The sequence below is a fragment of the Rhizobium metallidurans genome (assembly GCF_014196505.1).
GTDB classification, from domain to species: domain Bacteria; phylum Pseudomonadota; class Alphaproteobacteria; order Rhizobiales; family Rhizobiaceae; genus Rhizobium; species Rhizobium metallidurans.
Map to the genome: position 1 here is coordinate 1 of NZ_JACIDW010000021.1, position 25,219 is coordinate 25,219.

The 25,219-nt window shown below is 63.4% G+C and carries 28 protein-coding genes; 15 read left to right on the top strand and 13 right to left on the bottom strand.

Going from position 1 to position 25,219, the window contains the following annotated elements:
• Positions 1 to 150: 150 nt before the first annotated feature.
• Positions 151 to 948 carry an undecaprenyl-diphosphate phosphatase gene (locus GGQ67_RS21505; protein ID WP_183902173.1) on the bottom strand — a complete coding sequence of 266 codons (798 nt, stop codon included), beginning with the start codon at positions 946 to 948 and terminating at the stop codon, positions 151 to 153.
• Positions 949 to 1,228: 280 nt separating this feature from the next.
• Here GGQ67_RS21505 and GGQ67_RS21510 point away from each other — a divergent pair, with 280 nt between their 5' ends.
• The 5 genes from GGQ67_RS21510 (at position 1,229) to GGQ67_RS21530 (ending at position 6,186) form a co-directional block, all read left to right on the top strand.
• The gene (locus tag GGQ67_RS21510; protein WP_183902174.1) at positions 1,229 to 1,921 is read left to right on the top strand and encodes a glutathione S-transferase family protein; all 693 of its coding nucleotides are present in this window, start codon (positions 1,229 to 1,231) and stop codon (positions 1,919 to 1,921) included.
• An 11-nt stretch (positions 1,922 to 1,932) separates the two neighbouring features.
• Positions 1,933 to 3,093: a tRNA epoxyqueuosine(34) reductase QueG gene (gene queG / locus GGQ67_RS21515; RefSeq protein ID WP_183902175.1), complete on the top strand. Its 1,161-nt coding sequence runs from the start codon at positions 1,933 to 1,935 to the stop codon at positions 3,091 to 3,093.
• On the top strand, positions 3,093 to 3,965 hold the full coding sequence (locus GGQ67_RS21520; RefSeq protein WP_183902176.1) for an SDR family oxidoreductase: 873 nt from the start codon (positions 3,093 to 3,095) through the stop codon (positions 3,963 to 3,965). Before queG ends, GGQ67_RS21520 begins: the two co-directional genes overlap by 1 nt.
• 407 nt (positions 3,966 to 4,372) lie before the next feature.
• Positions 4,373 to 4,735, top strand: coding sequence for a septal ring lytic transglycosylase RlpA family protein (locus tag GGQ67_RS21525; protein ID WP_183902177.1), 363 nt, complete (start codon positions 4,373 to 4,375; stop codon positions 4,733 to 4,735).
• A gap of 161 nt (positions 4,736 to 4,896) precedes the next feature.
• A complete protein-coding gene (locus GGQ67_RS21530) occupies positions 4,897 to 6,186 on the top strand; it encodes an RsmB/NOP family class I SAM-dependent RNA methyltransferase (RefSeq protein WP_183902178.1) in 1,290 nt (429 codons plus the stop codon).
• 40 nt (positions 6,187 to 6,226) lie between these two features.
• Here GGQ67_RS21530 and GGQ67_RS21535 read toward each other — a convergent pair whose 3' ends face one another.
• Positions 6,227 to 6,733 carry an HPP family protein gene (locus GGQ67_RS21535; protein WP_183902179.1) on the bottom strand — a complete coding sequence of 169 codons (507 nt, stop codon included), beginning with the start codon at positions 6,731 to 6,733 and terminating at the stop codon, positions 6,227 to 6,229.
• A 213-nt stretch (positions 6,734 to 6,946) separates the two neighbouring features.
• Between GGQ67_RS21535 and GGQ67_RS21540 the strand changes: the two genes are divergently transcribed.
• From GGQ67_RS21540 to GGQ67_RS21560, 5 genes are all read left to right on the top strand, one after another.
• Positions 6,947 to 8,227 carry an imelysin family protein gene (locus tag GGQ67_RS21540; protein WP_183902180.1) on the top strand — a complete coding sequence of 427 codons (1,281 nt, stop codon included), beginning with the start codon at positions 6,947 to 6,949 and terminating at the stop codon, positions 8,225 to 8,227.
• 43 nt (positions 8,228 to 8,270) lie between these two features.
• Positions 8,271 to 9,809 (top strand): di-heme oxidoreductase family protein, encoded by a 1,539-nt coding sequence (locus GGQ67_RS21545; protein ID WP_183902181.1) that lies wholly within the window; start codon positions 8,271 to 8,273, stop codon positions 9,807 to 9,809.
• A complete protein-coding gene (locus GGQ67_RS21550) occupies positions 9,809 to 10,966 on the top strand; it encodes an imelysin family protein (RefSeq protein ID WP_183902182.1) in 1,158 nt (385 codons plus the stop codon). The genes GGQ67_RS21545 and GGQ67_RS21550 overlap by 1 nt, the downstream gene beginning before the upstream one ends.
• 3 nt (positions 10,967 to 10,969) lie before the next feature.
• Positions 10,970 to 12,067 carry a DUF1513 domain-containing protein gene (locus GGQ67_RS21555; protein WP_183902183.1) on the top strand — a complete coding sequence of 366 codons (1,098 nt, stop codon included), beginning with the start codon at positions 10,970 to 10,972 and terminating at the stop codon, positions 12,065 to 12,067.
• Positions 12,068 to 12,189: 122 nt separating this feature from the next.
• Positions 12,190 to 12,642, top strand: a complete 453-nt coding sequence (locus GGQ67_RS21560; protein ID WP_183902220.1) for a TspO/MBR family protein — start codon at positions 12,190 to 12,192, stop codon at positions 12,640 to 12,642.
• On the opposite strand, the gene GGQ67_RS21565 is transcribed toward GGQ67_RS21560, so the two are convergent.
• The gene (locus tag GGQ67_RS21565) at positions 12,635 to 13,114 is read right to left on the bottom strand and encodes a GNAT family N-acetyltransferase (RefSeq protein ID WP_183902184.1); all 480 of its coding nucleotides are present in this window, start codon (positions 13,112 to 13,114) and stop codon (positions 12,635 to 12,637) included. The genes GGQ67_RS21560 and GGQ67_RS21565 overlap by 8 nt on opposite strands.
• A gap of 151 nt (positions 13,115 to 13,265) precedes the next feature.
• Here GGQ67_RS21565 and GGQ67_RS21570 point away from each other — a divergent pair, with 151 nt between their 5' ends.
• From GGQ67_RS21570 to guaA, 3 genes are all read left to right on the top strand, one after another.
• Positions 13,266 to 13,715 carry a PaaI family thioesterase gene (locus GGQ67_RS21570; protein ID WP_183902185.1) on the top strand — a complete coding sequence of 150 codons (450 nt, stop codon included), beginning with the start codon at positions 13,266 to 13,268 and terminating at the stop codon, positions 13,713 to 13,715.
• Complete coding sequence (locus GGQ67_RS21575; RefSeq protein WP_183902186.1) at positions 13,712 to 14,350, top strand: 5'-methylthioadenosine/S-adenosylhomocysteine nucleosidase; 639 nt, start codon at positions 13,712 to 13,714, stop codon at positions 14,348 to 14,350. Before GGQ67_RS21570 ends, GGQ67_RS21575 begins: the two co-directional genes overlap by 4 nt.
• A gap of 122 nt (positions 14,351 to 14,472) precedes the next feature.
• Complete coding sequence (gene guaA, locus GGQ67_RS21580; protein ID WP_183902187.1) at positions 14,473 to 16,035, top strand: glutamine-hydrolyzing GMP synthase; 1,563 nt, start codon at positions 14,473 to 14,475, stop codon at positions 16,033 to 16,035.
• 197 nt (positions 16,036 to 16,232) lie between these two features.
• Here the strand turns inward: guaA and GGQ67_RS21585 are convergent, their stop codons facing one another.
• The gene (locus tag GGQ67_RS21585; protein WP_183902188.1) at positions 16,233 to 16,853 is read right to left on the bottom strand and encodes a hypothetical protein; all 621 of its coding nucleotides are present in this window, start codon (positions 16,851 to 16,853) and stop codon (positions 16,233 to 16,235) included.
• Positions 16,854 to 17,040: 187 nt separating this feature from the next.
• Here GGQ67_RS21585 and GGQ67_RS21590 point away from each other — a divergent pair, with 187 nt between their 5' ends.
• Positions 17,041 to 17,328: a hypothetical protein gene (locus GGQ67_RS21590; protein ID WP_183902189.1), complete on the top strand. Its 288-nt coding sequence runs from the start codon at positions 17,041 to 17,043 to the stop codon at positions 17,326 to 17,328.
• Positions 17,329 to 17,409: 81 nt separating this feature from the next.
• On the top strand, positions 17,410 to 17,769 hold the full coding sequence (locus GGQ67_RS21595) for a nuclear transport factor 2 family protein (protein ID WP_183902190.1): 360 nt from the start codon (positions 17,410 to 17,412) through the stop codon (positions 17,767 to 17,769).
• A 314-nt stretch (positions 17,770 to 18,083) separates the two neighbouring features.
• Here GGQ67_RS21595 and pheT read toward each other — a convergent pair whose 3' ends face one another.
• From pheT to infC, 9 genes are all read right to left on the bottom strand, one after another.
• Complete coding sequence (pheT, locus tag GGQ67_RS21600) at positions 18,084 to 20,519, bottom strand: phenylalanine--tRNA ligase subunit beta (RefSeq protein ID WP_183902191.1); 2,436 nt, start codon at positions 20,517 to 20,519, stop codon at positions 18,084 to 18,086.
• A gap of 37 nt (positions 20,520 to 20,556) precedes the next feature.
• Entirely contained in the window at positions 20,557 to 20,832 is a 276-nt protein-coding gene (locus GGQ67_RS21605; protein ID WP_246400259.1) for a DUF2442 domain-containing protein, read from the bottom strand.
• Positions 20,813 to 21,049 (bottom strand): DUF4160 domain-containing protein, encoded by a 237-nt coding sequence (locus GGQ67_RS21610; RefSeq protein WP_183902192.1) that lies wholly within the window; start codon positions 21,047 to 21,049, stop codon positions 20,813 to 20,815. The genes GGQ67_RS21605 and GGQ67_RS21610 overlap by 20 nt, the downstream gene beginning before the upstream one ends.
• An 8-nt stretch (positions 21,050 to 21,057) precedes the next feature.
• A complete protein-coding gene (locus GGQ67_RS21615; RefSeq protein WP_183902193.1) occupies positions 21,058 to 21,333 on the bottom strand; it encodes a DUF2442 domain-containing protein in 276 nt (91 codons plus the stop codon).
• Between the two features lie 118 nt (positions 21,334 to 21,451).
• Positions 21,452 to 22,534, bottom strand: a complete 1,083-nt coding sequence (gene pheS / locus GGQ67_RS21620; RefSeq protein ID WP_183902194.1) for a phenylalanine--tRNA ligase subunit alpha — start codon at positions 22,532 to 22,534, stop codon at positions 21,452 to 21,454.
• 40 nt (positions 22,535 to 22,574) lie between these two features.
• Entirely contained in the window at positions 22,575 to 23,429 is an 855-nt protein-coding gene (locus tag GGQ67_RS21625; protein ID WP_343056537.1) for a BUD32 family EKC/KEOPS complex subunit, read from the bottom strand.
• Between the two features lie 96 nt (positions 23,430 to 23,525).
• Positions 23,526 to 23,930, bottom strand: a complete 405-nt coding sequence (rplT, locus tag GGQ67_RS21630; RefSeq protein WP_183902195.1) for a 50S ribosomal protein L20 — start codon at positions 23,928 to 23,930, stop codon at positions 23,526 to 23,528.
• 38 nt (positions 23,931 to 23,968) lie between these two features.
• Complete coding sequence (gene rpmI / locus GGQ67_RS21635) at positions 23,969 to 24,172, bottom strand: 50S ribosomal protein L35 (RefSeq protein ID WP_007813308.1); 204 nt, start codon at positions 24,170 to 24,172, stop codon at positions 23,969 to 23,971.
• Between the two features lie 357 nt (positions 24,173 to 24,529).
• Entirely contained in the window at positions 24,530 to 25,066 is a 537-nt protein-coding gene (gene infC / locus GGQ67_RS21640) for a translation initiation factor IF-3 (protein WP_183902223.1), read from the bottom strand.
• Positions 25,067 to 25,219 lie beyond the last annotated feature (153 nt).

Sequence of the window (25,219 nt, forward strand, 5' to 3'; positions counted from 1 at the left end):
ATCTCGAGAGCCGTCTGTTCGGGAGCAGGTTTCTTCAACATGTCCCAGTGAATCACAAACCCCCAGCCAGAGCCAGGGGTTTGTCAGCAGTCTGAACCGGCGCTCTCGCGCCGGTTTCTTTTTTTGATCGAGAGCGTTGGCTCTCTCCGATCAGGCGATCATACCCATCGATGCCATGCCCAGAAGAATGGCGCCGAGAATGATGCGGTAGATCGCGAAGGCCGTGAACTTGTTGCTCTGGATATAGGAGAGCAACCATTTGACGGCGACGAAGGCAACGATCGTCGACACGACGAAGGCAATGCCGAGAGCGGTCCAGTCCTCATTGGCCGCGCCACCATCCCTGAATGTCTTCACCAGCTCATAGGCGCTTGCGGCGTACATCGTGGGAATGCCGACGAGGAAGGCGAATTCCGTGGCCGCTGCGCGGTTGCCGGTGCCGGCCAGCATGGCGACGAAGATCGTCGAGGCGGAGCGCGAGGTGCCCGGAAACACACCGGCGACGACCTGAGCGATACCAACCAGGATGGCGACCAGCCAGGTGATCTCCTTGTGCGGCGGGCGGCGGGCGGCGAGCCATTCGGCAACCATCATCCAGATACCGCCGATGATCAGCGCCCAGGCGATCGGCGTTGCCGTGCTTGGCAGCTCGAAGCCGAGCTTCTTGACGATCAGGCCGAGGATGGCGGTGATCAGGAAGGCAAGGATGAGCTTGCCGAGATAGGCGCGATTGTCCGCGTCCCGCCAGCCGAGCAGGAGCGTCATGATACGGCGCCAGTAGATGATCGTGACGGCGAGGATGGCGCCGGCCTGAATGACGATGTTGAAAAGATCAGATCGCTGGCCGAGCCATTGCTCCGCAATGATGAGGTGGCCGGTGCTTGAAATCGGTAGAAACTCGGTAATGCCTTCGACTATGCCTAGGATTATCGCGTTAATGTAATCCATCAATTGTCTCCGCTTTGGGTTCGGTCGGACGTGAATTGCACTGTGTCGCCGGGAGGAACGACACTGATTTTCACCAGACGAGGATGCGACGAGAACCTCTGATCGGTTGTCGGCGATTTTTGGGCGAGGTCGATTTCCTTCGTCAGGGTTTCGGCGGCCCGACTCGCTTGTGTTGGAGGGGCCAAACTTCTATAGCTTCAACGAATGAGTCATGACTAGGGCGCTATAATCATCGCGTCCCTGCGACGTGCACCCCAGCCATCAAAAAATCCGAGTCTCGATGCCCACGCTCTATCACCACCCCATGTCATCCTCATCACGCTTCGTCCGGTTGATCCTGACGGAGTATGGCTATCAGGCAGACCTGATCGAAGAGCAGACCTGGGAGAAGCGCCGGGACTTCCTGGCGCTCAACCCGGCCGGCACGCTGCCCGTCTATGTCGACGACAGCATGCGCGCGCTCTGCGGGTCCACCGTGATCTCCGAGTATCTCGACGAGACGCACGGCGTGTTGAAGCGCGACCGGCGGCTCCTGGCCGAGGACCCGTTCCAGCGCGCCGAAATCAGGCGTCTGACCGAGTGGTTCATGGTCAAGATGGAAACCGACGTGACCCGGCCGCTCGCCCGCGAGCGCGTCTACAAGCTGCAGATGACGGCCGATCAGGGCGGCGGCGCGCCGGATTCGAAGATCCTGCGCACGGCGCGCGCCAATATCCGCCAGCACATGAAGTATCTGACCTGGCTTTCCGGCTCGCGCCAGTGGCTGGCCGGCGACCGGATGAGTTATGCTGATCTCGCGGCCGCCTCGTCGGTCTCCATTCTCGATTATCTCGGCGAGATCGACTGGTCGGAATCGCCCGTCGTCAAGGAATGGTACCAGCGCATCAAGTCGCGTCCGTCGTTCCGGCCGCTGCTCACCGAGCGCGTGCGCGGCCTGACCCCTGTTTCGCACTACGCCGACCTGGATTTCTGACGGGGCCTCTCATGCCCGAACGATCCGCGCAGACCAAGGAAGACAAACGCCGCGACACGCTGACCGCCTTCGTCAAGACGCATGCGCAGGCGCTCGGCTTCGACCTCTGTCGGATCACCCGTCCGGACAGCATTCCCGAGGCGAAGGACCGTCTTGGCCAGTTCATCGATGCCGGCAGGCACGGGACGATGGAGTGGATGGCCGAAACGCGCGAGCGGCGCGGCGATCCGCGCGCGCTGTGGAGCGACGTGAAATCGGTCGTCGTCTTCGCGATGAATTACGGCCCCGAGGAAGACCCGCGCGGTATTCTCGACAAGCCGGACAAGGCGGCGATCTCGGTCTATGCGCGCAACCGCGACTATCACGACATCATCAAGGGCCGCCTGAAGGAGATCGCCACGCGGTTCGCGGCGCGCGCCGGCGAGGACGTGAAGGTGTTCGTCGATACCGCGCCGGTGATGGAAAAGCCGCTGGCGGCCGCGGCCGGGCTCGGCTGGCAAGGCAAGCACACCAATCTCGTCAGCCGCGCGCACGGCTCCTGGCTGTTTCTCGGCTCGATGTTCACCACGGCCGATCTCTCGATCGATGCGCCGGAGATCGATCATTGCGGCTCGTGCCGGGCCTGCCTGGACGCCTGCCCGACGGCCGCCTTTCCATCGCCTTACCAAATCGACGCGCGACGCTGCATCTCTTATCTGACGATCGAACACAAGGGGCCGATCGATCCCGAGATCCGGCCGCTGATCGGCAACCGCATCTATGGCTGCGACGACTGTCTGGCGGCCTGTCCGTGGAACAAGTTCGCCAGCGCCGCCTCGGAAATGAAGCTGAAGGCGCGCGAGGATCTGCGGGAGCCTGAGATCGCCGCGCTGCTTGCGCTCGACGATCCCACGTTCCGCGGCTTCTTCAGCGGCTCGCCGGTCAAGCGTATCGGCCGCGACCGCTTCGTGCGCAACGTGCTGATCGCGGCCGGCAACTCCGGCGATCGCGGACTGGTCGATGCCTGTCTCTCGCTTTCCTCCGACGCCTCGCCGGTGGTGCGCGCCATGGCGATCTGGGCGCTGTCGCGGCTGATGGAGGCTGGCGAATTCAAGCGCTTTGCGGCACAAAGGCCGCAGGATGAGTCGGACAGCGATGTGCTGAACGAGTGGAGACTGGCGGGAGCGGCGTGATGCATCTTGTGATTTTCGGTTGCGGCTATTCCGGCACCGCCATCGCCAGGGCGTTCATGGCCGACGGTTTCCGCGTGTCCGGCACCACACGCTCGCAAGAGAAGGCGGCGGCTTTGCGCGCCCAGGGCATCGAGGCCTTCGTGTTCGACGGCGAAACGCTCGACGAGACACTTGTTGATGCCATGCGCTCGGCCACGCATCTGGTACAGTCGATCGCGCCGCGCGAGGCGGGTGATCCTGTGCTGAGGCTTGCCGGCGAGCGCATCCAGACGCTCATGCCCGCGCTTTCCTGGATCGGCTATCTCTCGACCGTCGGCGTCTATGGCGACCACAAGGGCAACTGGGTGAGCGAGGAAACGCCCTGCGTGCCGGTCTCGGGTCGCTCCAGGGAGCGGCTGGAGGCGGAGGCGGCGTGGGTCGGCATCGGCGGCAGGATCGGCATTCCCGCGGCCGTGCTGCGGCTGTCCGGCATTTACGGTCCGGGTCGCAACGCTTTCGTCAATCTGGCGCGCGGCACGGCGCGGCGGCTGATCAAGAAGGATCAGGTGTTCAACCGCATCCGCGTCGAGGATATCGGCGCCAGCGCGCGGTTCCTCTCGGACCGCAAACTTGGCGGCATCTATAATGTCACCGACGACCGCCCCGGCCCGCCGCAGGATGTCATCGTCGAGGCGGCCCGCCTCATGGGCGTCGAGCCACCGCCGGAACAGGCCTTCGAAACCGCCGAACTGACGCCGATGGCGCGCTCCTTCTATGGCGAGAACAAGCGCGTTTCGAACGCCAAGCTGAAGGCCTCCGGCTTCAGCTTGGCGTTCCCCACCTATCCGCAATCACTCGCGCAGTTGTTGCAGGACGAGCGCTGGCGCGGCTGAGGCCGCAGGTCCTTTCAGCTGTCATATCGCATGCGATGAATTGGTAGGAATTTCCTACTCGCGGCATATTTCGTTAAAATTTGGCGCGAAATTTGGGCGCAAGCCTTGGAAATTGCCCAAATGCGGCAAGAATTATGACGCTCGCGCAAAATTATTTTCGTGATTTTTGTGATCGCGAGAGTCGCGAACGGTTGCTTGCAAAAAAAGTTCTAATTTTACTTGATTCAATTGTGCTTTTTTCATTCGAAACCGCTTGACGACGGTTCGAATCATTTCGCCGGCTCATCACATATATTTCAAAATGTAACATTCCGTGATCGGTCGGGGCACTTTTCTGCCACTTTTCGACCGGTTTAAGCCCCCGCCGCCCACAAGGCGTAGGTTTAACAGTTGAGGGACACCCCGTTTTGAAGAAAATCTGCCGTTCTATTATCGCCGTCACAACTATAGCAGCCTCTTCTACGATCCTTCCGATGGAAGGTTTTGCTGCAAATGGTTGCGGTGGCGCGTCGTGGTACGCACTTCACTCCAAAACCGCTTCCGGCGAACGCATGAACCCGACCATCAATACTGCCGCGCACCGCTCGCTCGCCTTCGGCACGAAGCTGAAGGTCACCAACCGCAACAACGGCCGCAGCGTCGTCGTCCGCGTCAACGATCGCGGTCCCTTCATCCGCGGCCGCGTTCTCGATCTTTCGCGTGCCGCCGCGCAGAATATCGGCATGGTCAGCAGCGGCACAGCCAAGGTCTGCTACGAAGTGATCGGCTGAGCCTGAACATAAGGCACCGCTTGCTCTTGCCGCCAATCGCGGATACCACGCGGTTGAGACTTGTGTACCATCCGCTGCGTCTGTCGCGCTTCCTGCGGATCGTTCACAAGCCGCCGGCCTTTAAGGGTCCGGCATTGATCCAGGCAATAGGAGCGTTGTGAATGCGATTGGGCGGTAGGCTCGAAGGGGCGATTTCGGTTCTTGAAGACATCGATGCCCGCAGACGGCCTGTCGCCGATGCCCTCAAGGACTGGGGGCTCGCGCATCGGTTCGCCGGTTCCGGCGACCGCGCCGCGATCGGCAACATCGTCTACGACGCGCTTCGCATGCGCCTCTCGCACGCCTGGCTGATGGACGACGACAGCGCATCGGCGATCGCCCATGCCGTCATGTTCCGCCAGTGGGGCTTCACGCCCGAGACACTCGCCGCCGAGCTTGCCGATGATAAGTTCGCGCCAGCAGCACTCTCCGTGGCAACACTTTCGGCCTTTCACTCCCGTGATCTCAAGGACGCTCCTTCCCATATTCAGGGCGATATCCCGGAGTGGGTTCAGCCCACCTTCGAAAAATCCTTCGGCGACACCTGGCTCAGGGAGGCACAGGCGCTCGCCGAGCGACCGACGCTGGATCTCCGTGCGAACATCCTGAAGGCCACCCGCGAAAAGGCCGTCAAGGCGCTCGAAAGATCAGGCGCGCAGGAGGCAAACATCGCGCGTTACGGCATCCGGATCGCCGCCGGCGAAGGAGCCTCCCGTCTTCCCAACGTGACAGCGGAGCTTTCGTTCCAAAAAGGCTGGTTCGAGGTTCAGGACGAGGGATCGCAGATCGTGGCCGACCTGGTGCTGCCGCAGGATGGCGAGCAGGTGCTCGATTACTGCGCCGGCGGCGGCGGCAAGACGCTCGCCATGTCGGCGGCGATGCACAACAAGGGCCAGGTCCACGCCTATGACGCCGACCGCAAGCGGCTGGCGCCGATCATCGAGCGGCTGAAGCGCGCGGGGACCCGCAACGTCCAGGTGCACGACAATCCGAAGGCGCTGAAGAACCTCGAGGATCGCTGCGACAAGGTGTTGGTCGACGCGCCTTGCACGGGAACCGGCACATGGCGCCGACGCCCGGATACGAAATGGCGCCTGACCGCCAAGAACCTCGACGAGCGCACCGCGCAGCAGCAGGACGCGCTGAAGCAGGCAAGCGCCTATGTGCGCCCCGGCGGCGAGCTGATCTACGTGACCTGTTCGGTGCTGCCGCAGGAAAACGAGGATCAGGTGCGCGCGTTTACCGCCGCAAATCCCGAGTTCGAGATTTCGGGCGCGCTCGAGGGCTGGGATCAGCTCTTCGGCAAAAACAGCCCGCGCCCGCGCTCCTCGGACGGCCAGACGATCACGCTGACGCCCGCATCGACCGATACGGATGGATTCTTCTTCTGCCGGATGAAGCGCAGGGGCTGATCGAACGACCGGGCCGGATGGCCCAGACAGCAGGCCTTGATCAGTGCGGAGCCCGCAGCGGATATTGATGCCGCGGCGGGATCAGGTGATGCAGCACGGCGATCGCGATCAACAGCGCGCTGCCGAAACCGACGATCACAAACAGCATGGGCCCGCCCATATGCGAGCCGAAAGCCACCAGCGGCACGGCGCCGGCCGGCGGATGGGTGACGCGCAACATCAGCATGCCGGCGATGGTCAGCCCAACGGCGATCGCGCCGACCCACCACAGCCCCGGGAACAGGAAGACCGCCAAGCCGCCGATCAGCGCCGCCAGGAGGTAGCCGCCGATGACGTTGGCCGGCTGCGCGAGCGGGCTCTTCGGCTGACCGAAGATCAGCACGGCCGTGGCGCCGAAGGGCGCGATCAACAGCGGAATGCCTGTCAACACGGTCAACGCGCCGACCGAGGCCATGCCGATCATGGCGCCGATGCCGGATTTGAGATGGAGGTGAACGGTACCCTTCGGCTCATGGCGATGGGTGAAATGCTTGATGTGTCGGCGCATGCGCGGTCGATCCGGACAATGTTTATGCAGATGCACAGTGATTACTCACATATCGCCCATTTTCCAAGCAATTCGATTTCGATTTGACGGCCTTTCGGCGGATTTCGTTTCCTTAAAACCATTCCAAACTAGAGTGTTTGACACCGGTTTTCTTTTGCGCGAAGACATTTTCGCCGGGCGTCATACGGGAGGCCCGTCACAGGAGAGGATCCCATGAAACTCAACAGGAATTTCTGCGCAGCCCTGGCGCTGGCGGTGGCCCCAACCGCTTTGTCCGCCATTCCCGCTTACGCGGCACCGGACGCTGCCGCCGTTGTGAAATACTACACCGAAGTCGCCCATGCGAAGTACGAGGATTCGCTGATCACCGCCAAGGCGCTGGACGTCGCGATCGACGCGCTCTTGAAGGATCCGACCGACAAGACGCTGCAGGCCGCCCGCGCCGCCTGGATCAAGGCCCGCATTCCCTACCTGCAGACCGAAGTCTACCGCTTCGGCAACCCGATCGTCGATGACTGGGAAGGCAAGGTCAACGCCTGGCCGCTCGACGAGGGCCTGATCGACTATGTCGACACGTCCTACGGCACCGAGAGCGACGAGAACGCGCTTTACGTCGCCAACGTGATCGCCAACAAGACGATCAAGATCGACGGCAAGGATGTCGACGCGTCGAAGCTGACGCCCGAGTTTCTCTCCGGCACGCTGGCCAGCGCCGGCGCGGTCGACGCCAACGTGGCGACCGGCTATCACGCCATCGAATTCCTGCTCTGGGGCCAGGACCTGAACGGGACCGGCCCTGGCGCCGGCAACCGCCCGGCCACCGACTACGACCTGAAGAAGTGCACGAACGGCAATTGCGACCGCCGCGCCGAGTATCTGAAGTCGACCTCGACGCTTCTGGTCTCCGACCTGCAGGAAATGGTCGACAAGTGGACGCCCGACGGCGAGGCCACCAAGCAGGTCGAAGCCGATCCGAAGGCCGGCCTCGTCGCCATCCTGACCGGTATGGGCTCGCTCTCCTATGGTGAGCTCGCCGGCGAACGCATGAAGCTCGGCCTGATCCTGAACGATCCCGAAGAAGAGCAGGATTGCTTCTCCGACAACACCTACAACTCGCATCTCAACGACGCCGTCGGGATCGTCACCGCCTATACGGGCAACTATACGCGCGCCGACGGCACGAAGATGAAGGGTCCGTCGCTGCACGATCTCGTCTCCGCCAAGGACAAGAAGCTCGACGCGGAAATGCAGGGCAAGCTCGACACGACGATGAAGGCGATGGCGATCATGGCCAAGCGCGGCCAGAACGTCGAGAAGTACGACCAGATGATCGCCGAAGGCAACAAGAAGGGCAACGCCGTCGTTCAGGCCGCCATCGACGGCCTCATCGACCAGACGAAGTCGATCCAGCGCGTTATCGCCGCGCTCGATCTCGGCACGATCAAGCTGCAGGGTTCCGACAGCCTGGATAACCCTGGCGCGGTCTTCCAATAAGAAAAGGCGGGCCGCCTCGTCATCGAGGCGGCCCGAACCCCTGATGTCGCCTTTCCCGGCCCGCCGTCTTCTCTTCAGCGCCCTCGCGTGCGCCACGATCGCGGGCATCTCCGTCGCGCTTGCGGCCGGCTTCGATTTTCCGACGAAACGCACAGATCTCACGCAAGCGGACGCCAAACGCGTCGCCGAGGTGACGCGGCCGACCACCGATTTTTCCAAGGCCGAGCCCTACGAGGCGATGCAGGCGGGCGGCGCCACGTCGATCGATCCGGTGACGCAGGATGCCTTCTCGCGCATCTCGGCCACCATTCCCTTCGAGGAGGAGCAGCCGTTCAAGCTCGGCAACGCGCTCTTCAAGAAACTCTGGGTTTCCGCCCCGTCCTCGACGCTCGCCTCCGACGGGCTGGGGCCGTTGTTCAACGCCCGCTCCTGCATGAACTGCCACGTCAATGACGGGCGCGGCCGGCCGCCGGAGGCCGGCGCCAACACTGCCTCGATGTTCCTGCGGCTGGCGCGGCCGGCCAGGACGGCCGAGGAGGAACGCGCCATCGCCAATGCCGAGATCCTCAACTTCCCCGATCCGGTCTACGGCCGCCAGCTGCAGGATCGCGCGGTAGCGGGCCTTCCCTCCGAGGGGAAGATGAAGATCGAGTACACCGAGGAGACGGTGACGCTTGCCGGCGGCGAGATCGTATCGCTGCGGCGGCCGCGCTACTCCGTCGACAATCCCGGCTACGGGCCGCTCGACCCGGCCACGACGATCTCGCCGCGCGTGGCGCCGGCGATGATCGGGCTCGGGCTGATCGAGGCCATTCCCGAGGCCGATATCCTCGCCAATGCCGATCCCGACGACAGCAACGGCGACGGCATTTCCGGCAAGGCGGCGATCGTTCGCGACCACCGCACCGGCAAGCCGGCGCTCGGCCGCTTCGGCTGGAAGGCGCAGAACGCGAGCGTGCGCGACCAGAGCGCCGATGCCTTTGCCAGCGATATCGGCATCTCCACGCCCGACCGGCCGGCGGCGTATGGCGACTGTACCGAGGCGCAGGGCACCTGCCGGGACATGCCCGACGGCGTGCAGAAGCGGCTCGGAAACGAGGAAGCGCCGGGGCCGATCCTCGACCTGGTGACCTTCTATTCCGCCAATCTCGCCGTGCCGGCGCGGCGCAAGGCGAGTTTTCCCGAGACGCTCAACGGCAAGAAGGTCTTCTACGACAGCGGCTGCGCGGCCTGCCATGTCCCGAAGTTCGTCACCCGCCGCGACAGCGCCGACAAGGCGCAGTCCTTCCAGCTGATCTGGCCCTATTCCGACTTCCTGCTGCACGACATGGGCGAAGGGCTTGCCGATGGGCAACAGGTTGGTTTTGCAAGCGGACGTGAATGGCGCACGCCGCCGCTATGGGGTATAGGTCTCACCAGGACTGTCAGCGGACATAGCTTTTTCCTTCATGACGGCCGGGCCAGAAACCTCACCGAGGCCATTCTCTGGCACGGCGGCGAAGCACAGAAGTCGCGCGACGCATTTGCCTCCCTGCCTGCCGACAGCAGACAGGCACTGATTACGTTTTTGGAGTCTCTTTGATGCGCCTTTGGTACCCTCTGGTTCTCTCCTTCGCCCTTGCCTCCAGCGCCGCGGCCCAGACCGCCACACCGCAGACGGGCCAGGCTCCTGCCCAGGCCGGCCAGACCGTCGCTCCGGCAGGCCAGGCTGGCGCTCCGGCCGGATTGAACGAGGATGCCGTGCTTCCCGTCATGCAGCGCGCGGTCGACGAGGTGATCCGCCCGGGATACCGCAACGCCCAGCAATCGGCGGCGCGGCTGACGACAGCCATGAAGGACCTCTGCGACAAGGGCACGCCCGCCAGCCTCGACAAGGCGAAGTCGGCCTTCGACGACATCATCCGCTACTGGTCCGGCATCGAGATGGTGCAGATCGGCCCGGTCATTCAGGACAATCTTTTCGAGCACATCCTGTTCTACCCGGATCGCAAGGGCGTGGGCCTGAGGCAGGTGCAGACGCTGATCGCCAAGGCCGACCCCAAGGATACGACGGTGGACGCGATCGCCGCCAAGAGCGTGGCGCTGCAGGGCCTGACGGCGCTCGAATACGTGCTCTACGGCACGGGTTCGGAGGATCTGACCAGCCAGAAGGGCGGTTTCCGCTGCCTCTACGGTGCCGCCGTCGCCGGCAACATCCAGCGCGAGGCGGCCGAGGTGGTCGCCGCCTGGGAGAAGCCCGACGGCATCCAGGCGAGCTGGAAGCACCCGGGTCCGCAGAGCGCCGACTTCATGGACAACAAGGAAGCCGTGACGGCACTGCTCGGCATTCTCGTGCACGGCGCCGAGAACGTCCGCGACCAGCGGCTGGAGCAATTCTACAAAGGCAAGGACGCGACGCCGCGCCCGAAGATGGCGATCTACTGGCGCTCGAAGAACACCTGGAAGTCGATGACGTCGAATCTGGAAGCGCTGCGCACGCTGTGGCAGAAAGCCCAGATGGCCGATCTTCTGCCATCGGACAAGAAATCCGTCGCCGACGCGATCGACGCCAAGCTGAAGGCAATTATCGAAACCGTGCCGAAGCTCAACCCCGATATCGAGGCCGCGACCAGCGACGCGGAGCGCGCCAAGCTCGATCAGCTGCTGATCGACACGCGCGAGCTGGTGACGACAATCAGCGACGACTACGGCGCGGCGATCGGCCTTTCGGCCGGCTTCTCCTTCTCCGACGGCGACTGAACGATGATCAGGAGTGCGGCGATCGACCGGCGCAGCTTCGTCAAGGCCGCCGGGCTGACCTTCCTTTCGGCATTGCAGCCGCGCGCGCTGATGGCGCTCGAGCGCGCCGACGCCGTCTATGCCTCGGGAATGCGGCAGGCGAACGGATCCTTCGCGGTCGCGACGGTTTCCGAGCGCGGCGAGATCATCGATCAGGTGGCGCTGCCGGCGCGCTCGCACGGCATGGCCTTCAGCACGGCCACGGGCCGGACCGTCGCCTTCGCGCGGCGGCCGGGCACCTATGCGATGATCTTCGACCCGCAGGCGAAAGCCGAGCCGATCGTGATCGCCGCCGCCGAGAACCGGCATTTCTACGGACACGGCGCGTTTTCGCCCGACGGGCGCATCCTCTATGCCAGCGAGAACGATTTCGACGGCAATCGCGGCATGATCGGGCTTTACGACGCCAGAAGCCGTTTCGAGCGGATCGGCGAGTTCGAGACCTATGGCGTCGGCCCGCATGACATGACCGTCAGCGACGACGGTCGGATGCTCGTCGTCGCCAATGGCGGGATCGAGACGCATCCGGATTTCGGCCGCACCAAGCTCAACCTCGGCAACATGCAGCCATCGCTGACGCTGGTCGACGCCGCCACCGGGACGCTGATCGAAAAGCACACGCTGCCCGCCGAGTGGGCGCAGGTCTCGACGCGCCATGTCGATATCGACGACAGCGGCCGCATCTGGTTCGCCTGCCAGTACGAGGGCCGCCGCAACGACCTGCCGCCACTGGTCGGCTCCTTCGCCAAGGGCGAGGACCTGCGCTTCGTCGATCTCCCCGAAGAGACCACCCGCAGGCTCGCCAACTATGTCGGCGCCATCGCCGTCAACCGCAAGGACGGGCTGGTGGGCGTGACATCGCCGAAGGGCGGGGCTTCGGTGACGATCGATGCCATAACCGGCCGGGTGCTGCGCGAGGCGCTCGTGCCCGACGCGGCCGGCATCGCGCCGGCAGCCGGCGGCTTCGCCGTCTCCTCCTACGGCGGCGACTTCCTCGGCCAGCGCAGCAACGTCGCCTGGGACCAGCACATCGTCAGGATCGCGCCGTCACGACGCGTGTGACCATGCTTTCCGCCCGGCGCCGACGGAGGCGTCCGCCCGGCAATCGCGATCATCGCACGTTTGGTTGAATCGCATGCGATATGGCTCTGGCGAAGGCGGTCGCCACGCCCTATCTCAGCGGCATGAACAAAGCCCTTACCACCATCATCTTCATTGCGATCGCGCTTGGCGGCGGTCTGGTCATCGGCATCGGCAATCCTCCGGGCGAATGGTACCAATCGCTCGCCAAGCCGCCCTTCAACCCGCCCAACTGGGTGTTCGCGCCGGCCTGGACGCTGCTCTACGTGCTGATCGGCCTCGCCGGCGCGCGGACCTGGATGCGCGGCAACCTCTCCGTGGGCATGCTGATCTGGGCGGGGCAGATGGTGGCGAATTTTCTCTGGTCGCCATTCTTCTTCGGCCTGCGGATGCCGCCGGTGGCGCTGGTCGTCATCCTCGCCCTCCTGGCGCTGATCATCGCCTTCATCCGCAACCGCTGGAACGCCGACCGGATCGCGGCGCTGCTCTTCCTGCCCTACCTCGCCTGGGTCTCCTTCGCGACGCTGCTCAACGCCTCGATCGTCTATCTCAACTGAAGGCGGTCTCCGCGAGATACTTTTCCATGCGGAAATTGGTGAGGTGCTGGCCGCGTTTCTCGACGCTCTGGCGGGCGATGACGGTGAAGCCGCGACGCTCGAAAAAGGGCCGCGCGGTGAGGCTTGCCTCGGTGAAGATGCGGCCGATGCCCTTCTTCCTCGCCTCCTCCTCGACCTTCGCGAGCAGCAGGCTGGCAACGCCGATGCCATGATGGGCGGGATGGACGAACATCATGTCGAGATGGCCGTCGGGCTCCAGATCGGAAAAGCCGACCGGGTGTCCCCCGCGCTCGGCAATGAAGGTCGGCCGGCTGGCGCGGCGTTCGGCCCAGGCGGCGCGATCCTCGACCTGCGCCCAGGCGTCGATCTCGGCCGGACTATAATCACGCGACGCCACCTCGCGGATCGCCGCGAGAAAGATCGCGATCGTGTCGTCGCAATCGTCCGCCGTGTAACGCCTCACCTGCACCATGCTATCCCCTCCTCCTCTCCATCCTCCCCACCCGCACGATCTAACACGTCCGGCCACCGGCGTTGAGTGCACAATCGTACCGGCTCCGATCCATTGCGCTTGTCTGACGCGGCGCAGCATGGCACTTTCCGGCTCGCACGAGGGCAGACAGATGACCAACACCGACAGCGGCGATTTCCGCGACCGCATCCAGACCAATTTTTCGCGCCAGGCGGCGCTGCACACGATCGGCGCGGAACTGACGCGCGTCGAGCGGGCGATGGTGGAGATCGAGCTGCCGTTCGACGTGAAGCTGACGCAGCAGCACGGCATCCTGCATGCCGGGATCATTTCAGCCGTGCTGGATTCGGCCTGCGGGTTTGCCGCCTACAGCGTCATCGACCCCGACGCCTCGGTGCTGACCATCGAGTTCAAGGTCAATCTGATGTCGCCGGGGCGCGGCGACCGTTTCCTGTTTCGCGGCGAGATCACCAAGCCGGGCTCCAACATCATCGTCGCCGACGGGCGCGGCTACGCGATCAGCGACGGCCCCGCCAAGCTGATCGCCTCGATGACCAGCACCATGATGATCATACGCGGCCGAGAGGGAATTTCCGGATGACGTTCGAGCTGAAATCGGTCGCGGGGAAATCCATCCTGTTCGTGATGGCCGCGGAGGCCGAATACGGCCCCTTCCTGCGCTCGCGCTTCGAGCCGCTGATGACGGGCGTCGGCCCGGTCGAGGCCGCCGTGGTGCTGACGCGCACGCTCGCCGCCCTCGAGCATCAGGGCGAGCTGCCGCAGCTTGTCGTCTCGCTCGGTTCGGCCGGCTCCGCCAGGCTCGAGCAGACGGGCGTCTATCAGGTGACGTCTGTCTCCTATCGCGACATGGACGCCTCGCCGCTCGGCTTCGAGAAGGGGCGCACGCCGTTTCTCGACCTGCCTGCCGTGATCGACCTGCCGTTGCGCATCCCCGGTGTCGCGGAAGCGACGCTGTCGACCGGCGCCAATATCGTCTCGGGCGCGGCCTATGCCGGCATCGATGCCGACATGGTCGACATGGAGACCTTCGCCATCCTGCGCGCCTGCCAGGCCTACAATCTGCCGCTGATCGGCCTGCGCGGGATTTCCGACGGCGCCGAGGAGCTGCAGCACATTTCCGGCTGGACCGAATATCTGCATGTGATCGACCGCAAGCTTTCCGACGCCACCGACAGCCTGTTCACGGCGCTGGAGGATGGGGTATTCTGGTTCTAGGGCTTCTTATGCCCGAAAAACGCCTCCAGGCCCTGCGAGAGCGGGACAATCGATGCAATAAAATCCCGCGGCGGCGGATTTCCCGCATTGCAAGACCGGGTGCTTTTCATTAAAGGCTCGCCATGACCCAGACAGCACATCCCGACAGCGTTCTCATCGTCGATTTCGGCAGCCAGGTAACCCAGCTGATCGCGCGCCGCGTGCGCGAAGCGGGCGTCTACTGCGAGATCGTTCCCTTCCAGTCCGCCGAAGAAGGCTTCAAGAGCCTGAAGCCGAAGGCCGTGATCCTGTCCGGCAGCCCGGCCTCGACGGTCGACGAGGGTTCGCCCCGCGCACCCCAGATCATCTTCGATAGCGGCCTTCCGGTTTTCGGCATCTGCTACGGCCAGCAGACCATGTGCATGCAGCTCGGCGGCAAGGTCGAGAGCGGCCATCACCGCGAATTCGGCCGCGCCTTCCTTGAAGTCGATGAAGACAGCGCCTTGTTCGAAGGCCTCTGGTCCAAGGGTTCGCGCCACCAGGTCTGGATGAGCCATGGCGACCGCGTCACGGCATTGCCTGAAGGCTTCAAGGTGGTCGCCACCTCGCCGAACGCACCCTACGCCTTCATCGCCGACGAGAAGCGCAAGTATTACGGCGTGCAGTTCCACCCCGAGGTGGTCCATACGCCCGACGGCGCCAAGCTGATCGGCAACTTCATTCACAACATCGCCGGCATCAAGGGCGACTGGTCGATGTCTGCCTACCGCCAGAAGGCGGTCGACGAGATCCGCAAGCAGGTCGGCGACAAGCGCGTGCTCTGCGCGCTCTCCGGCGGCGTCGACAGCTCGGTCGCCGCCCTCCTGATCCACGAGGCGATCGGCGACAAGCTGACCTGCGTGCTGGTCGACCACGGCCTGATGCGCAAGGACGAGGCGGCCAATGTCGTCGCCATGTTCCGCGAGCACTACAATCTGCACCTGATCCACGTCGATGCCGCCGACAAGTTCATCGGCGAGCTCGAGGGCGTTTCCGACCCGGAGACCAAGCGCAAGATCATCGGCCGCCTGTTCATCGAGACCTTCGAGGAAGAGGCCAAGAAGCTCGGCGGCGCCGACTTCCTCGGCCAGGGCACGCTTTATCCCGATGTGATCGAAAGCGTTTCCTTCACCGGCGGCCCGTCGGTGACGATCAAGTCGCACCACAATGTCGGCGGCCTCCCTGAACGTATGAACATGCAGCTCGTCGAGCCGCTGCGCGAGCTCTTCAAGGATGAAGTGCGCGTGCTCGGCAAGGAGCTCGGCCTGCCCGACAGCTTCATCGGCCGCCACCCCTTCCCGGGCCCGGGCCTGGCGATCCGCTGCCCGGGTGGCATCACCCGCGAAAAGCTGGAGATTCTCCGCGAAGCCGACGCCATCTATCTCGACGAAATCCGCAAGGCCGGTCTCTACGACGCGATCTGGCAGGCCTTCGCCGTGCTGCTTCCGGTCCAGACCGTCGGCGTCATGGGCGACGGCCGCACCTACGAATTCGTCTGCGCGCTGCGCGCCGTGACCTCCGTCGACGGCATGACGGCGGATTTCTACCACTACGACATGGAATTCCTCGGCCGCGCCGCGACCCGCATCATCAACGAAGTGCGCGGGATCAACCGCGTGGTCTACGACGTGACCAGCAAGCCGCCGGGCACGATCGAGTGGGAATGAGGGTTCGGGGCTAATTGCCTCGCGCTGATAAGGATGCCGCCGGCGTGATGCGTCTGGCGGCATTTCTGTTTGGTGGGGTTTGATGTCGGACGGTGCCGAACAGACAATTCTCGATGCTTACCAGCACGCAAGTCGCCCATTCATGTCGCATGCCCGGAGACGTGGATGGATCTTTCTCCCTCGAACGATCCCCGGCGTCACGCACCCCGCAACGGCGGAAAACCCTCGTACCACTCGGAATGCTCGCCCTCCCAATTCTCCATCCCGGGCCTGGTGAGGATGCCGCGCGGGCTGACGTAGCTCTGGACCACCCGGCGCGGGCGTTCGTGCCACTGGATGTTGAAGGCCCATAATTTCGGGAAGAAGCAGAGCGAGGCGTAGGGCAGATGGTCGTGGATCCACCAGGCGAGCCGCTGCCAGTCCTCGAGCGCATGATAGCGATCGACCACCCAGGGAACGACGACGCAGGCCGCGGCACCCATGTAGCCATCCGCGTCGCGCATGTCCCAGATGTGGTGGGCGGCCGTGGATGCGTTGGTGGAGCAGTTGAGCTTGTTCAGATTACCGAAGCGGTTGACCGCCGCCGAGCGGTAGCCGGAGCGGATGTGCAAGCGCCCGAAGGTCTCCTGCAGGGGTTCCAGCAGCTCGTCGCACAGCCTCCTGCCTGTTTCGATCGCCAGATCCGGATCATCCGGGATATTCGGGATGCGATGGAAATCGGCGATCTCGGAATGCAGGAAATCGCGCAGGAAGAAATTCCTCGACAACCGCGCCCGGCCCATATCCTCCAGTGCCTTCATCGATCCCGGCTTCTTCATGTACGGCCTCCCCGCGTTCGAGACCCTCATCCTTTCGCGCGGACCTTCATCGCGCAACCCGATTTCATGCTTCGCGCGCGAGATCCAACCACAGATCATGGCGGCCATATCGATTTGTTCAACTTTGGGTCTTCTCCTCGCGCATATTAGCACTAGGTAAACTTTCCGTTGAGAGGAAGGGAACCCCATGCCTGATGCCAAGGACAAAGGGCCGGCCGATCCAGGCCTGTCCGACATAAGAGGACGCATGCTCGTGCTGGAAGTGGTGGTGATGACCTCGCTGGCGCTGGTTCTGGACACATCCGGCGAGGATGGCGGGAAGATGGGGCGCGGTATCCTGCACCTGATCCGCGAGGCCGTCGGCAACAAATGCGACGAGATGGGCCTGTCCGACAACGCCTCATCGACCGCGCAGGCCTATGCCGAGGAACTGATCGGCACCGCCCTGGCCACGCTCTACCCATCCACGCATTAAAGTCACCACAGTCCCGCAACGACTTTGCGCGTCGCGCGCTCCGCGCTATACTTCACCATCGACACGATCGAGGTACGGACCATGACGGACCGGCAGGCGATAGAAGCAGTCGTGCATCTCTATGTCGAAGGCATGACCTTCGCCAACGAGGCGGCGCTGCGCAAGGCGTTTCATCCGAAATGCGCTGTCATCGGGCATTACGAGAGCGCGGTCGAATGGTCGACCCGCGACGAGTTCATCGCCGCCATCGTGGCCGAGGGCTCGGCCCCGCCAGGCACGCAGCCGCACATGGACATCCAGACGCTTGATGTCGTCGGCGACGCCGCGAGCGTCAAGGTCAGCGACGACTTCGCCGGCATGCGCTTCACCGACTATCTCTCGATGCTGAAGATCGAGGGGCGATGGACGATCGTGAATAAGGTTTATTATCTGCACAATTGATGGGGTGCGAGCCTGCCCTGTAGGTTTCTATCGCGTTACACGATAGCCCACTCTCCTCCCTCATTCCTTTGCCCAGGCTTCGCCCGTGCGATGTGACAGGAATCCAGCCACGGCGCGTCCGCGACGTGAATGAACGTTTCTTGCATGTCAGGAAAGAGTCTCTCCGCCGCGCCGACGCGCGGCGGCTGGATCCCCGCCACGAGGGCGAGGATGAGGGAGAGTTGGGGGTGCGACCAGCGCTAAACCAATACGAGCGGCGGCCGTAGGGCCGTTGCCTGCCCGCACCAGAGGCCGAGGCCGCACACCCTATTTCATCAACCCCGTAGCACGCCACCGGTGATCTTGGTGACGCTGGCGACGATCTTCTGCGTCAGGGCCTCGAAATCCTCGTCGGTCAGCGTGCGCTCGACCGGCTGGATCTGCACCTCGATGGCGACGGACTTCTTGCCTTCGCCAACCGAAGCGCCCTCGAAGATATCGAAGACGTTGACGCCGGCGACCAGCTTGCGGTCGGCGCCGGTCGCGGCCTTGATGATGGCGCCGGCCTCGACCGCCTTGTCGACGACGAAGGCGAAGTCGCGCTTGACGGCCTGGAACTGCGAGAGTTCCAGCGCCGGCTTGGTGCGGGTCGCCTTCTTCTTCGGCTCGGGCATGACGTCGAGATAGACCTCGAAGCCCGCGAGCGCGCCGGAAACGTCGAGCGCTTCCAGCGTCGAGGGGTGGAACTCGCCGAAATAGCCGAGCACGACCTTCGGACCCATCTTGACGGTGCCGGAGCGGCCGGGGTGGTACCAGTCCGGACCGCCCTGCTCGACCTGGATGTTGGTCATCGGCAGGCCGCAGGCCTCGATCACGGCGAGCGCATCGGCCTTGGCGTCGAAGACGTCGACCGGCTTGCCGCCGCCCTTGGCCGTGTTGGACCACATGCGGCCGGAGCCCGCCATCGAGGCGGTGCCACGACGGATGCCGCCGGCAACGCGGCGCTGGCCTTCCGGCCTGTCGTTCTCATAGGTGCCGGAGACTTCGAAGATCGCGACGTCGCCATAGCCCTTGTCGGCATTGCGCTGGGCAGCGGTAAGCAGACCCGGCAGCAGCGAGGGGCGCATGTCGGACATTTCAGATGCGATCGGGTTCGCCAGCTTCAGCGACGGCGCACCGCCGCCGAAGAGCTTGGCCTGATCCTCGGAGATGAAGGACCAGGTGACGGCCTCCAGCATGCCGCGCGAGGCAAGCGCACGCTTGGCGGTGCGGGTGCGGATCTGCAGCGTCGTCAGGATGCGGCCGTTGATCGCGGTGTGGCTTTCCAGCGGCGCCGGCTTGATGTTGTCGACTCCGTGGATGCGCATGACCTCTTCGACGAGATCGGCCTTGCCATCGACATCGGGACGCCAGGAGGGAACGGCGACCGAGACGCGCTCTCCGGAACCGTTGACCTTGAAGCCGAGGCGGGTCAGGATCTCGATGCTTTCATCGGTGGAGACTTCCAAGCCCGTCAGGCGCTTCACTTCCGAGAAGGGGAAGTCGACGACCTTGGGCTCATAGCCCTTGTAGCCGACGATCTCGGCCTTGGCTGCCGTGCCGCCGCAGAATTCGAGCACCAGTTCGGTGGTGCGCTCGAGGCCGGGGACCATGTATTCGGGATCGACGCCGCGCTCGAAGCGGTAGCGGGCATCGGTGATGATGCCGAGGCCACGGCCTGATTTGGCGATGTTCATCGGGTCCCAGAGCGCCGATTCGATCAGCACGTCGGTGGTGTTTTCATCGCAGCCGGAATGCTCGCCGCCCATGATGCCGCCGATCGATTCGATGCCGTTTTCGTCGGCGATGACGACGTTGTTCGGCCCAAGCTTGTACTCGCGCTGGTCGAGCGCCAGCACCGTCTCGCCGTCCCTGGCGCGGCGAACGGTGAGGTTGCCCTTCACCTTGGCGGCGTCGAAGACGTGCATCGGGCGACCCTGATCGAAGGTCATGTAGTTGGTGATGTCGACGAGCGCGTTGATCGGACGCAGACCGATCGCCGTCAGGCGCTGCTGCACCCACTTGGGGCTCGGGCCGTTCTTGACGCCGCGCACCAGGCGCAGGCCGAAGCCCGGGCAGAGCTTGTCGTCGTCGAGATCGAGCGTCAGCTTCACCGGCGTGTCGCCCTCGACGGCAAACGACGGCGCGGCGCGCGTCTTCAGCGTGCCGAGGCCGGAAGCGGCCAGATCGCGGGCGATGCCGTAAATCGAGGTGCAATCCGGACGGTTGGGCGTCAGGTTGATCTCGATGACAGGATCGTCGAGATGGGCGTAGGCGGCGAAAGAGTTGCCGATAGGCGCATCCTCGGGCAGGTCGATGATGCCGTCGTGGCTGTCGGACATGTTGAGCTCCTTTTCGGAACACATCATGCCGTGGCTTTCGACGCCGCGGATCTTGCCGACGCCGAGCGTGACATCGATACCCGGCACATAATCGCCCGGCCGCGCCAGCGCGCCGACCAGACCGGCGCGCGCATTCGGCGCACCGCAGACGATCTGCAGCGGCTTGCCGCCGTTGATATCGGGGCCGGCATCGACCGACAGAACCTTCAGGCGATCGGCTTCCGGATGCTTCTCGGCTGAGAGCACGCGCGCGATGACGAAGGGCTTGTAGGCCGCCTTGTCGTCGACATCCTCGACCTCGAGGCCGATCTCGGTCAGGCGCTTGCAGATTTCATCCAGTGTGGCGTCGGTCTCAAGATGATCCTTGAGCCAGGAAAGCGTGAATTTCATTGTGTTGTTCTCGTCTCAAAAATCATCAATCGTTCGGTTAGGCAGCCTTCTCCGGAGCCTTGGCGCCGGGGGCCTTTATGCCCAGAAACATGCTTTTCACCGAAATACCCTCGTCGATGGCGGTCCACCAGATACCCTCGTACATCAATTCGATGTCGTTCAATGCCTTATCATCAAGTTCGGACAGGAACGGGTACCACCAGATAGGCGTGGCGATGGCGCGCCCATCCGCGAGCGCGACGTGAACCTCGCCATCGAGGCACCACGCGCGAACGGGCCGCATATCGTCGGTCTCAAACGCCAAAGAATTCATTCCACGCGCCTATCCATTCGTCCCGGTGCTCGGAGGCAACCTTGAGCAGCCTTGCGATCTCCTGATCACTATAGCCTTTGTTCTTCTCGACTTCCAAACTCTTCAACCACACCTTCAGGGACTTGCCGTCCTTGACGATATGGACATGCGGTGGTTCGCCGACATCCAAGGCGTAGAACCTGAACTTGTATCCATGCCAGATGAGCAAGGTCGGCATCGTCCGGTCTACGCCGCCTTTTCCGGAGCCTTGGCCTCGGGATACTTCCACCCCGCCAGCATGCCCCGGATCGACAAATCCTCGTCGACGTCAGGCCAGTGAACGCCCGCCAGCATCAGCTCGACATTGTTGCGCTCGGCCGGCGACGCCGTCAGAAGGCGGGGATACCACCAGAGTGGGGTTTTCACCGCTCGTCCGTCGGCAAGCCGGACGTGAAGATCGTGCGGGTCGCACCACGCCTCCACCGGCCGCTCGTTATCAGGATACAGACTTGGAGAATTCATCCCATGCCCCCGCAAACTGGTCCTTGTGATCTTCGACGACCTCCATGATACGCTTGAGATCACCCGCGTTAAACCCCTTCGCCTCGACTGCTCGAAGCGAAGGACGGTTGGCATTGGCTTACGCGCTCAACCCGCCGAACAGCGTCGGCATGTCGAGTGGGCGGAAGCCGTAGTGGGTCATCCAGCGGACGTCGGCGTTGAAGAAGTCGCGCAGATCCGGCATGCCGTATTTCAGCATGGCGATGCGGTCGAGGCCCATGCCCCAGGCAAAACCCTGGTACTCATCGGGATCGAGACCGCCCGCGCGCAGCACGTTCGGGTGCACCATGCCGCAGCCCAAAATCTCCATCCAGTCGGTGCCTTCGCCGAACTTGACGATCGGGCCGGAGCGGTCGCACTGGATGTCGACCTCGAAGGACGGTTCCGTGAAGGGGAAGAAGGACGGGCGGAAGCGCATGGTGACGCTGTCGACCTCGAAGAAGGTCTTGCAGAATTCTTCCAGCACCCAGCGGATGTTGGCGACATTGGCCTTCTTGTCGACGACGAGGCCCTCGACCTGGTGGAACATCGGCGAGTGTGTCGCGTCGCTATCCTGTCGGTAGGTCTTGCCGGGAATGATGATGCGGATCGGCGGCTTCTGCGCTTCCATGGTGCGCACCTGCACCGGCGAGGTGTGCGTGCGCAGCACCTTGCGCTCGCCGTTCTCATCCGGGTTGAAGAAGAAGGTGTCGTGCATCTCGCGGGCCGGATGGCCCTCGGGGAAGTTCAGCGCCGTGAAGTTATAGTAATCGGTCTCGACGTCGGGACCTTCGGCGATCGAGAAGCCCATGTCGGCGAAGATCGCGGTGATCTCGTCGACGATCTGGCTGATCGGATGGATGCGGCCGCGCTCGGCGGGCGAGGAGCGGACGGGGAGCGAGACGTCGACCGTCTCGGCCTTCAGGCGCTGATCGATCGCGGCCTTCTTGAGATCGGCCTTGCGGGCGTTGATCGCATCGGTCACCACAGTCTTCAGCGCGTTGATCGCCGCACCGCGGGTCTGGCGCTCTTCAGGGGTCATCGAGCCCAGCGTCTTCAGGAGTTCGGAGACCGACCCCTTCTTGCCAAGGGCCGCGACGCGCACGGCTTCGATCGCCGGTTCATCGGCGGCGGCCGCGACATCGGACAGGAGTTGCTTTTCCAGGGTTGCGAGTTCGGTCATCTTTTCCTGCCTTCAGGGCGCCCGGTCTTTGAGGGACACTTCACGAAACATGCTTCAGATAGCTGGTCGCCACGATGAAACGTCGCAGATCACTACCCATGTGGACGCGGCCAATCAACCGGGCAGCCGACAAAAAGCCGCCGAGAAAGCCGGTAAGCTTGCGCAGTTCGGCAACGGCCGCCGGCGGCGCCACCTCGGCCCAGGCCTTGTAGGCCCGGTCGTGGGTTTCGCCGCCGAGCTTGGCGCGGGTCGCGACCTGCAAAAAGAGCAGCCAGATATCGCGCGCCTGGGCGACCTCCAGCGGCATCACCCGGTCCGGCTCCTCCTCGAAATCCATGAAGCCGATGCGGCCGTCCTTCAGGAACATGTCGCGCGGATAAGGCCTGCCGTGGCACAGCCCCTTCGCATGCAGCCGGCCAAGCTCGGCGGCGCAATGGACGAGCATATCGTCGTGGGCCACCGGGTCGTTGTTCAGCACATGGTGGAGCTGGCGATCGACCGTATCGCCGGCATCGCTGAAGACGACGGCGGCGCCGGAGGAATAGATCACGCGCGCGGTCGGCACGTCATGAGAAGAAAACTGGGCGAGGCGGCGGATCTCGCGCCCGGCCATGCCTTCGTCGGCCAGAATCGGCGACGGGCGCAGAAACGGCGCGCGGATGAGATTGGCGAGCATGCGCTGCAGCACCATCCAGCGCGAGGCGCGCTCGGTGCCATAGCGCTTGATCCAGACGGCGCCGCCCGACAGAGCGACACGCTCGACGCGCTTGGAGCCGCGCAGCAGGGCCGCGATGAGAACGGGCACGTCCTCCTCGCCCAGCCCGCTCCTGGCAAGCAGGTCGCGATCCGTCGTCGGATGTCTCGGATCGTTCGCCAAATCTTGATCGTTCGCCACCAACGGCGCCCCTATCCCGGTAAAACGACGAAACCCGCGCAAGCCTTGCCAGCGCGGGTTTCAAATCATCGAAGCGAAGGTTCGAATAGCGCCGGCTTAGTTGACGGCTGCTTCAAACTCGTTCTTCGTGCCAGCGTCCTTCAGGTACTCGAGTGCCTTCTTGGAGGCAGCAACGAGCGCACCGAATGCTTCCGGCTCATGGATCGCCATGTCGGAGAGAACCTTACGGTCGACTTCGATGCCAGCCTTGTTCAGGCCGTCGATGAAGCGGCCGTAGGTCAGGCCGAATTCGCGGACGGCAGCGTTGATGCGCTGGATCCAGAGGGCGCGGAAGTTGCGCTTGTTGACCTTGCGGTCGCGGTAAGCGTACTGCTTCGAACGATCGACAGCAGCCTTGGCGGCGCGGATGGTGTTCTTGCGGCGGCCGTAGAAGCCCTTGGCCTGCTTCAGAACCTTCTTGTGCTTGGCGTGGGCGGTAACGCCTCTCTTTACACGTGCCATATCATGATCTCCTTAATCTATACGTTCGCGGAATAGTCTTAGAGACCGTTCGGCAGGTAATTCTTCACGACCTTGCGGCCATCCGGTTCTGCCAGAACCATGGTGCCACGTGCATCGCGAATGAACTTGTTGGAACGCTTGATCATGCCATGGCGCTTGCCAGCGGCTGCAGCCTTGACCTTGCCGGTCGCGGTGATCTTGAACCGCTTCTTGGCGGAGGACTTCGTCTTCATCTTGGGCATTTTGCTACTCCGTTTCTGATCCCCCCACCTGGCCTGCAAGAGGCGCGCTTCAAAAGAAGCCTTCTCGCGATCCCGGTTTCCCGGGTGTCGCAACAAGTGCGGGAGCGTTTGTTGTTGATCTGCGGTCACGGTGACGAACCGTGCCGCAAGCATTCGAAACTGCCACGGCATGCCCTGCCGGTCAGTTCGGACGCGCGCTTATAACCGCAGTGTCATGAAAGTGCAACGGGGCACGGGCCGGAATCTTTTCAGCAGCGCTTCGCCCCGCCCCTTGGGCGTCGATTGCCCGCCATACCAGGGCGAAAATACAAAAGCCGCCCTTGCGGACGGCTTTGATACGAACAGTGGCGACGCGCCTTATTTCGGCGCGAGCACCATCATCATCTGGCGTCCCTCGAGCTTGGGCTCGGCTTCGACCTTGGCGAGCTCCAGCGTGTCGGCCTTGACCTGCTGCAGGAGCTTCATGCCGAGTTCCTGGTGGGCCATTTCGCGGCCGCGGAACTTCAGGGTCACCTTGACCTTGTCGCCTTCCTCGAAGAAGCGGCCCATCGCCTTCATCTTCACGTCATAGTCATGCGTGTCGATGTTCGGACGCATCTTGATTTCTTTGACTTCGACGATTTTCTGCTTCTTGCGCGCCTCGGCCGCCTTCTTCTGGTTGGCGTATTTCAGCTTGCCCAGATCGAGGATCTTGCACACAGGCGGTTCGGCATTGGGGGAAATCTCAACGAGGTCGAGTCCGGCTTCTTCAGCCATTCTCAGGGCCTGGTCGGTCGCCACGACGCCCAAATTCTGTCCTTCAGCATCGATCAGCTGAACCTTGGGAATGCGAATTTCCCTGTTCGAGCGCGGCCCATCCTTCACGGGCGCGTCGGCTTTAAACGGTCTGCGAATGGTCGTATTCTCCTCGCGTTGTTTCGGATTGCTGCAGCGGATCGCCTCTATATAAGGAGGACGACCGTGTTTCGCCATCGCTGCAACGAAGTCATTAGCACGCTTTAGCGGAAAAATCACCTGCTGTCAGCCTGTCAAGAATCTGTTTTATAG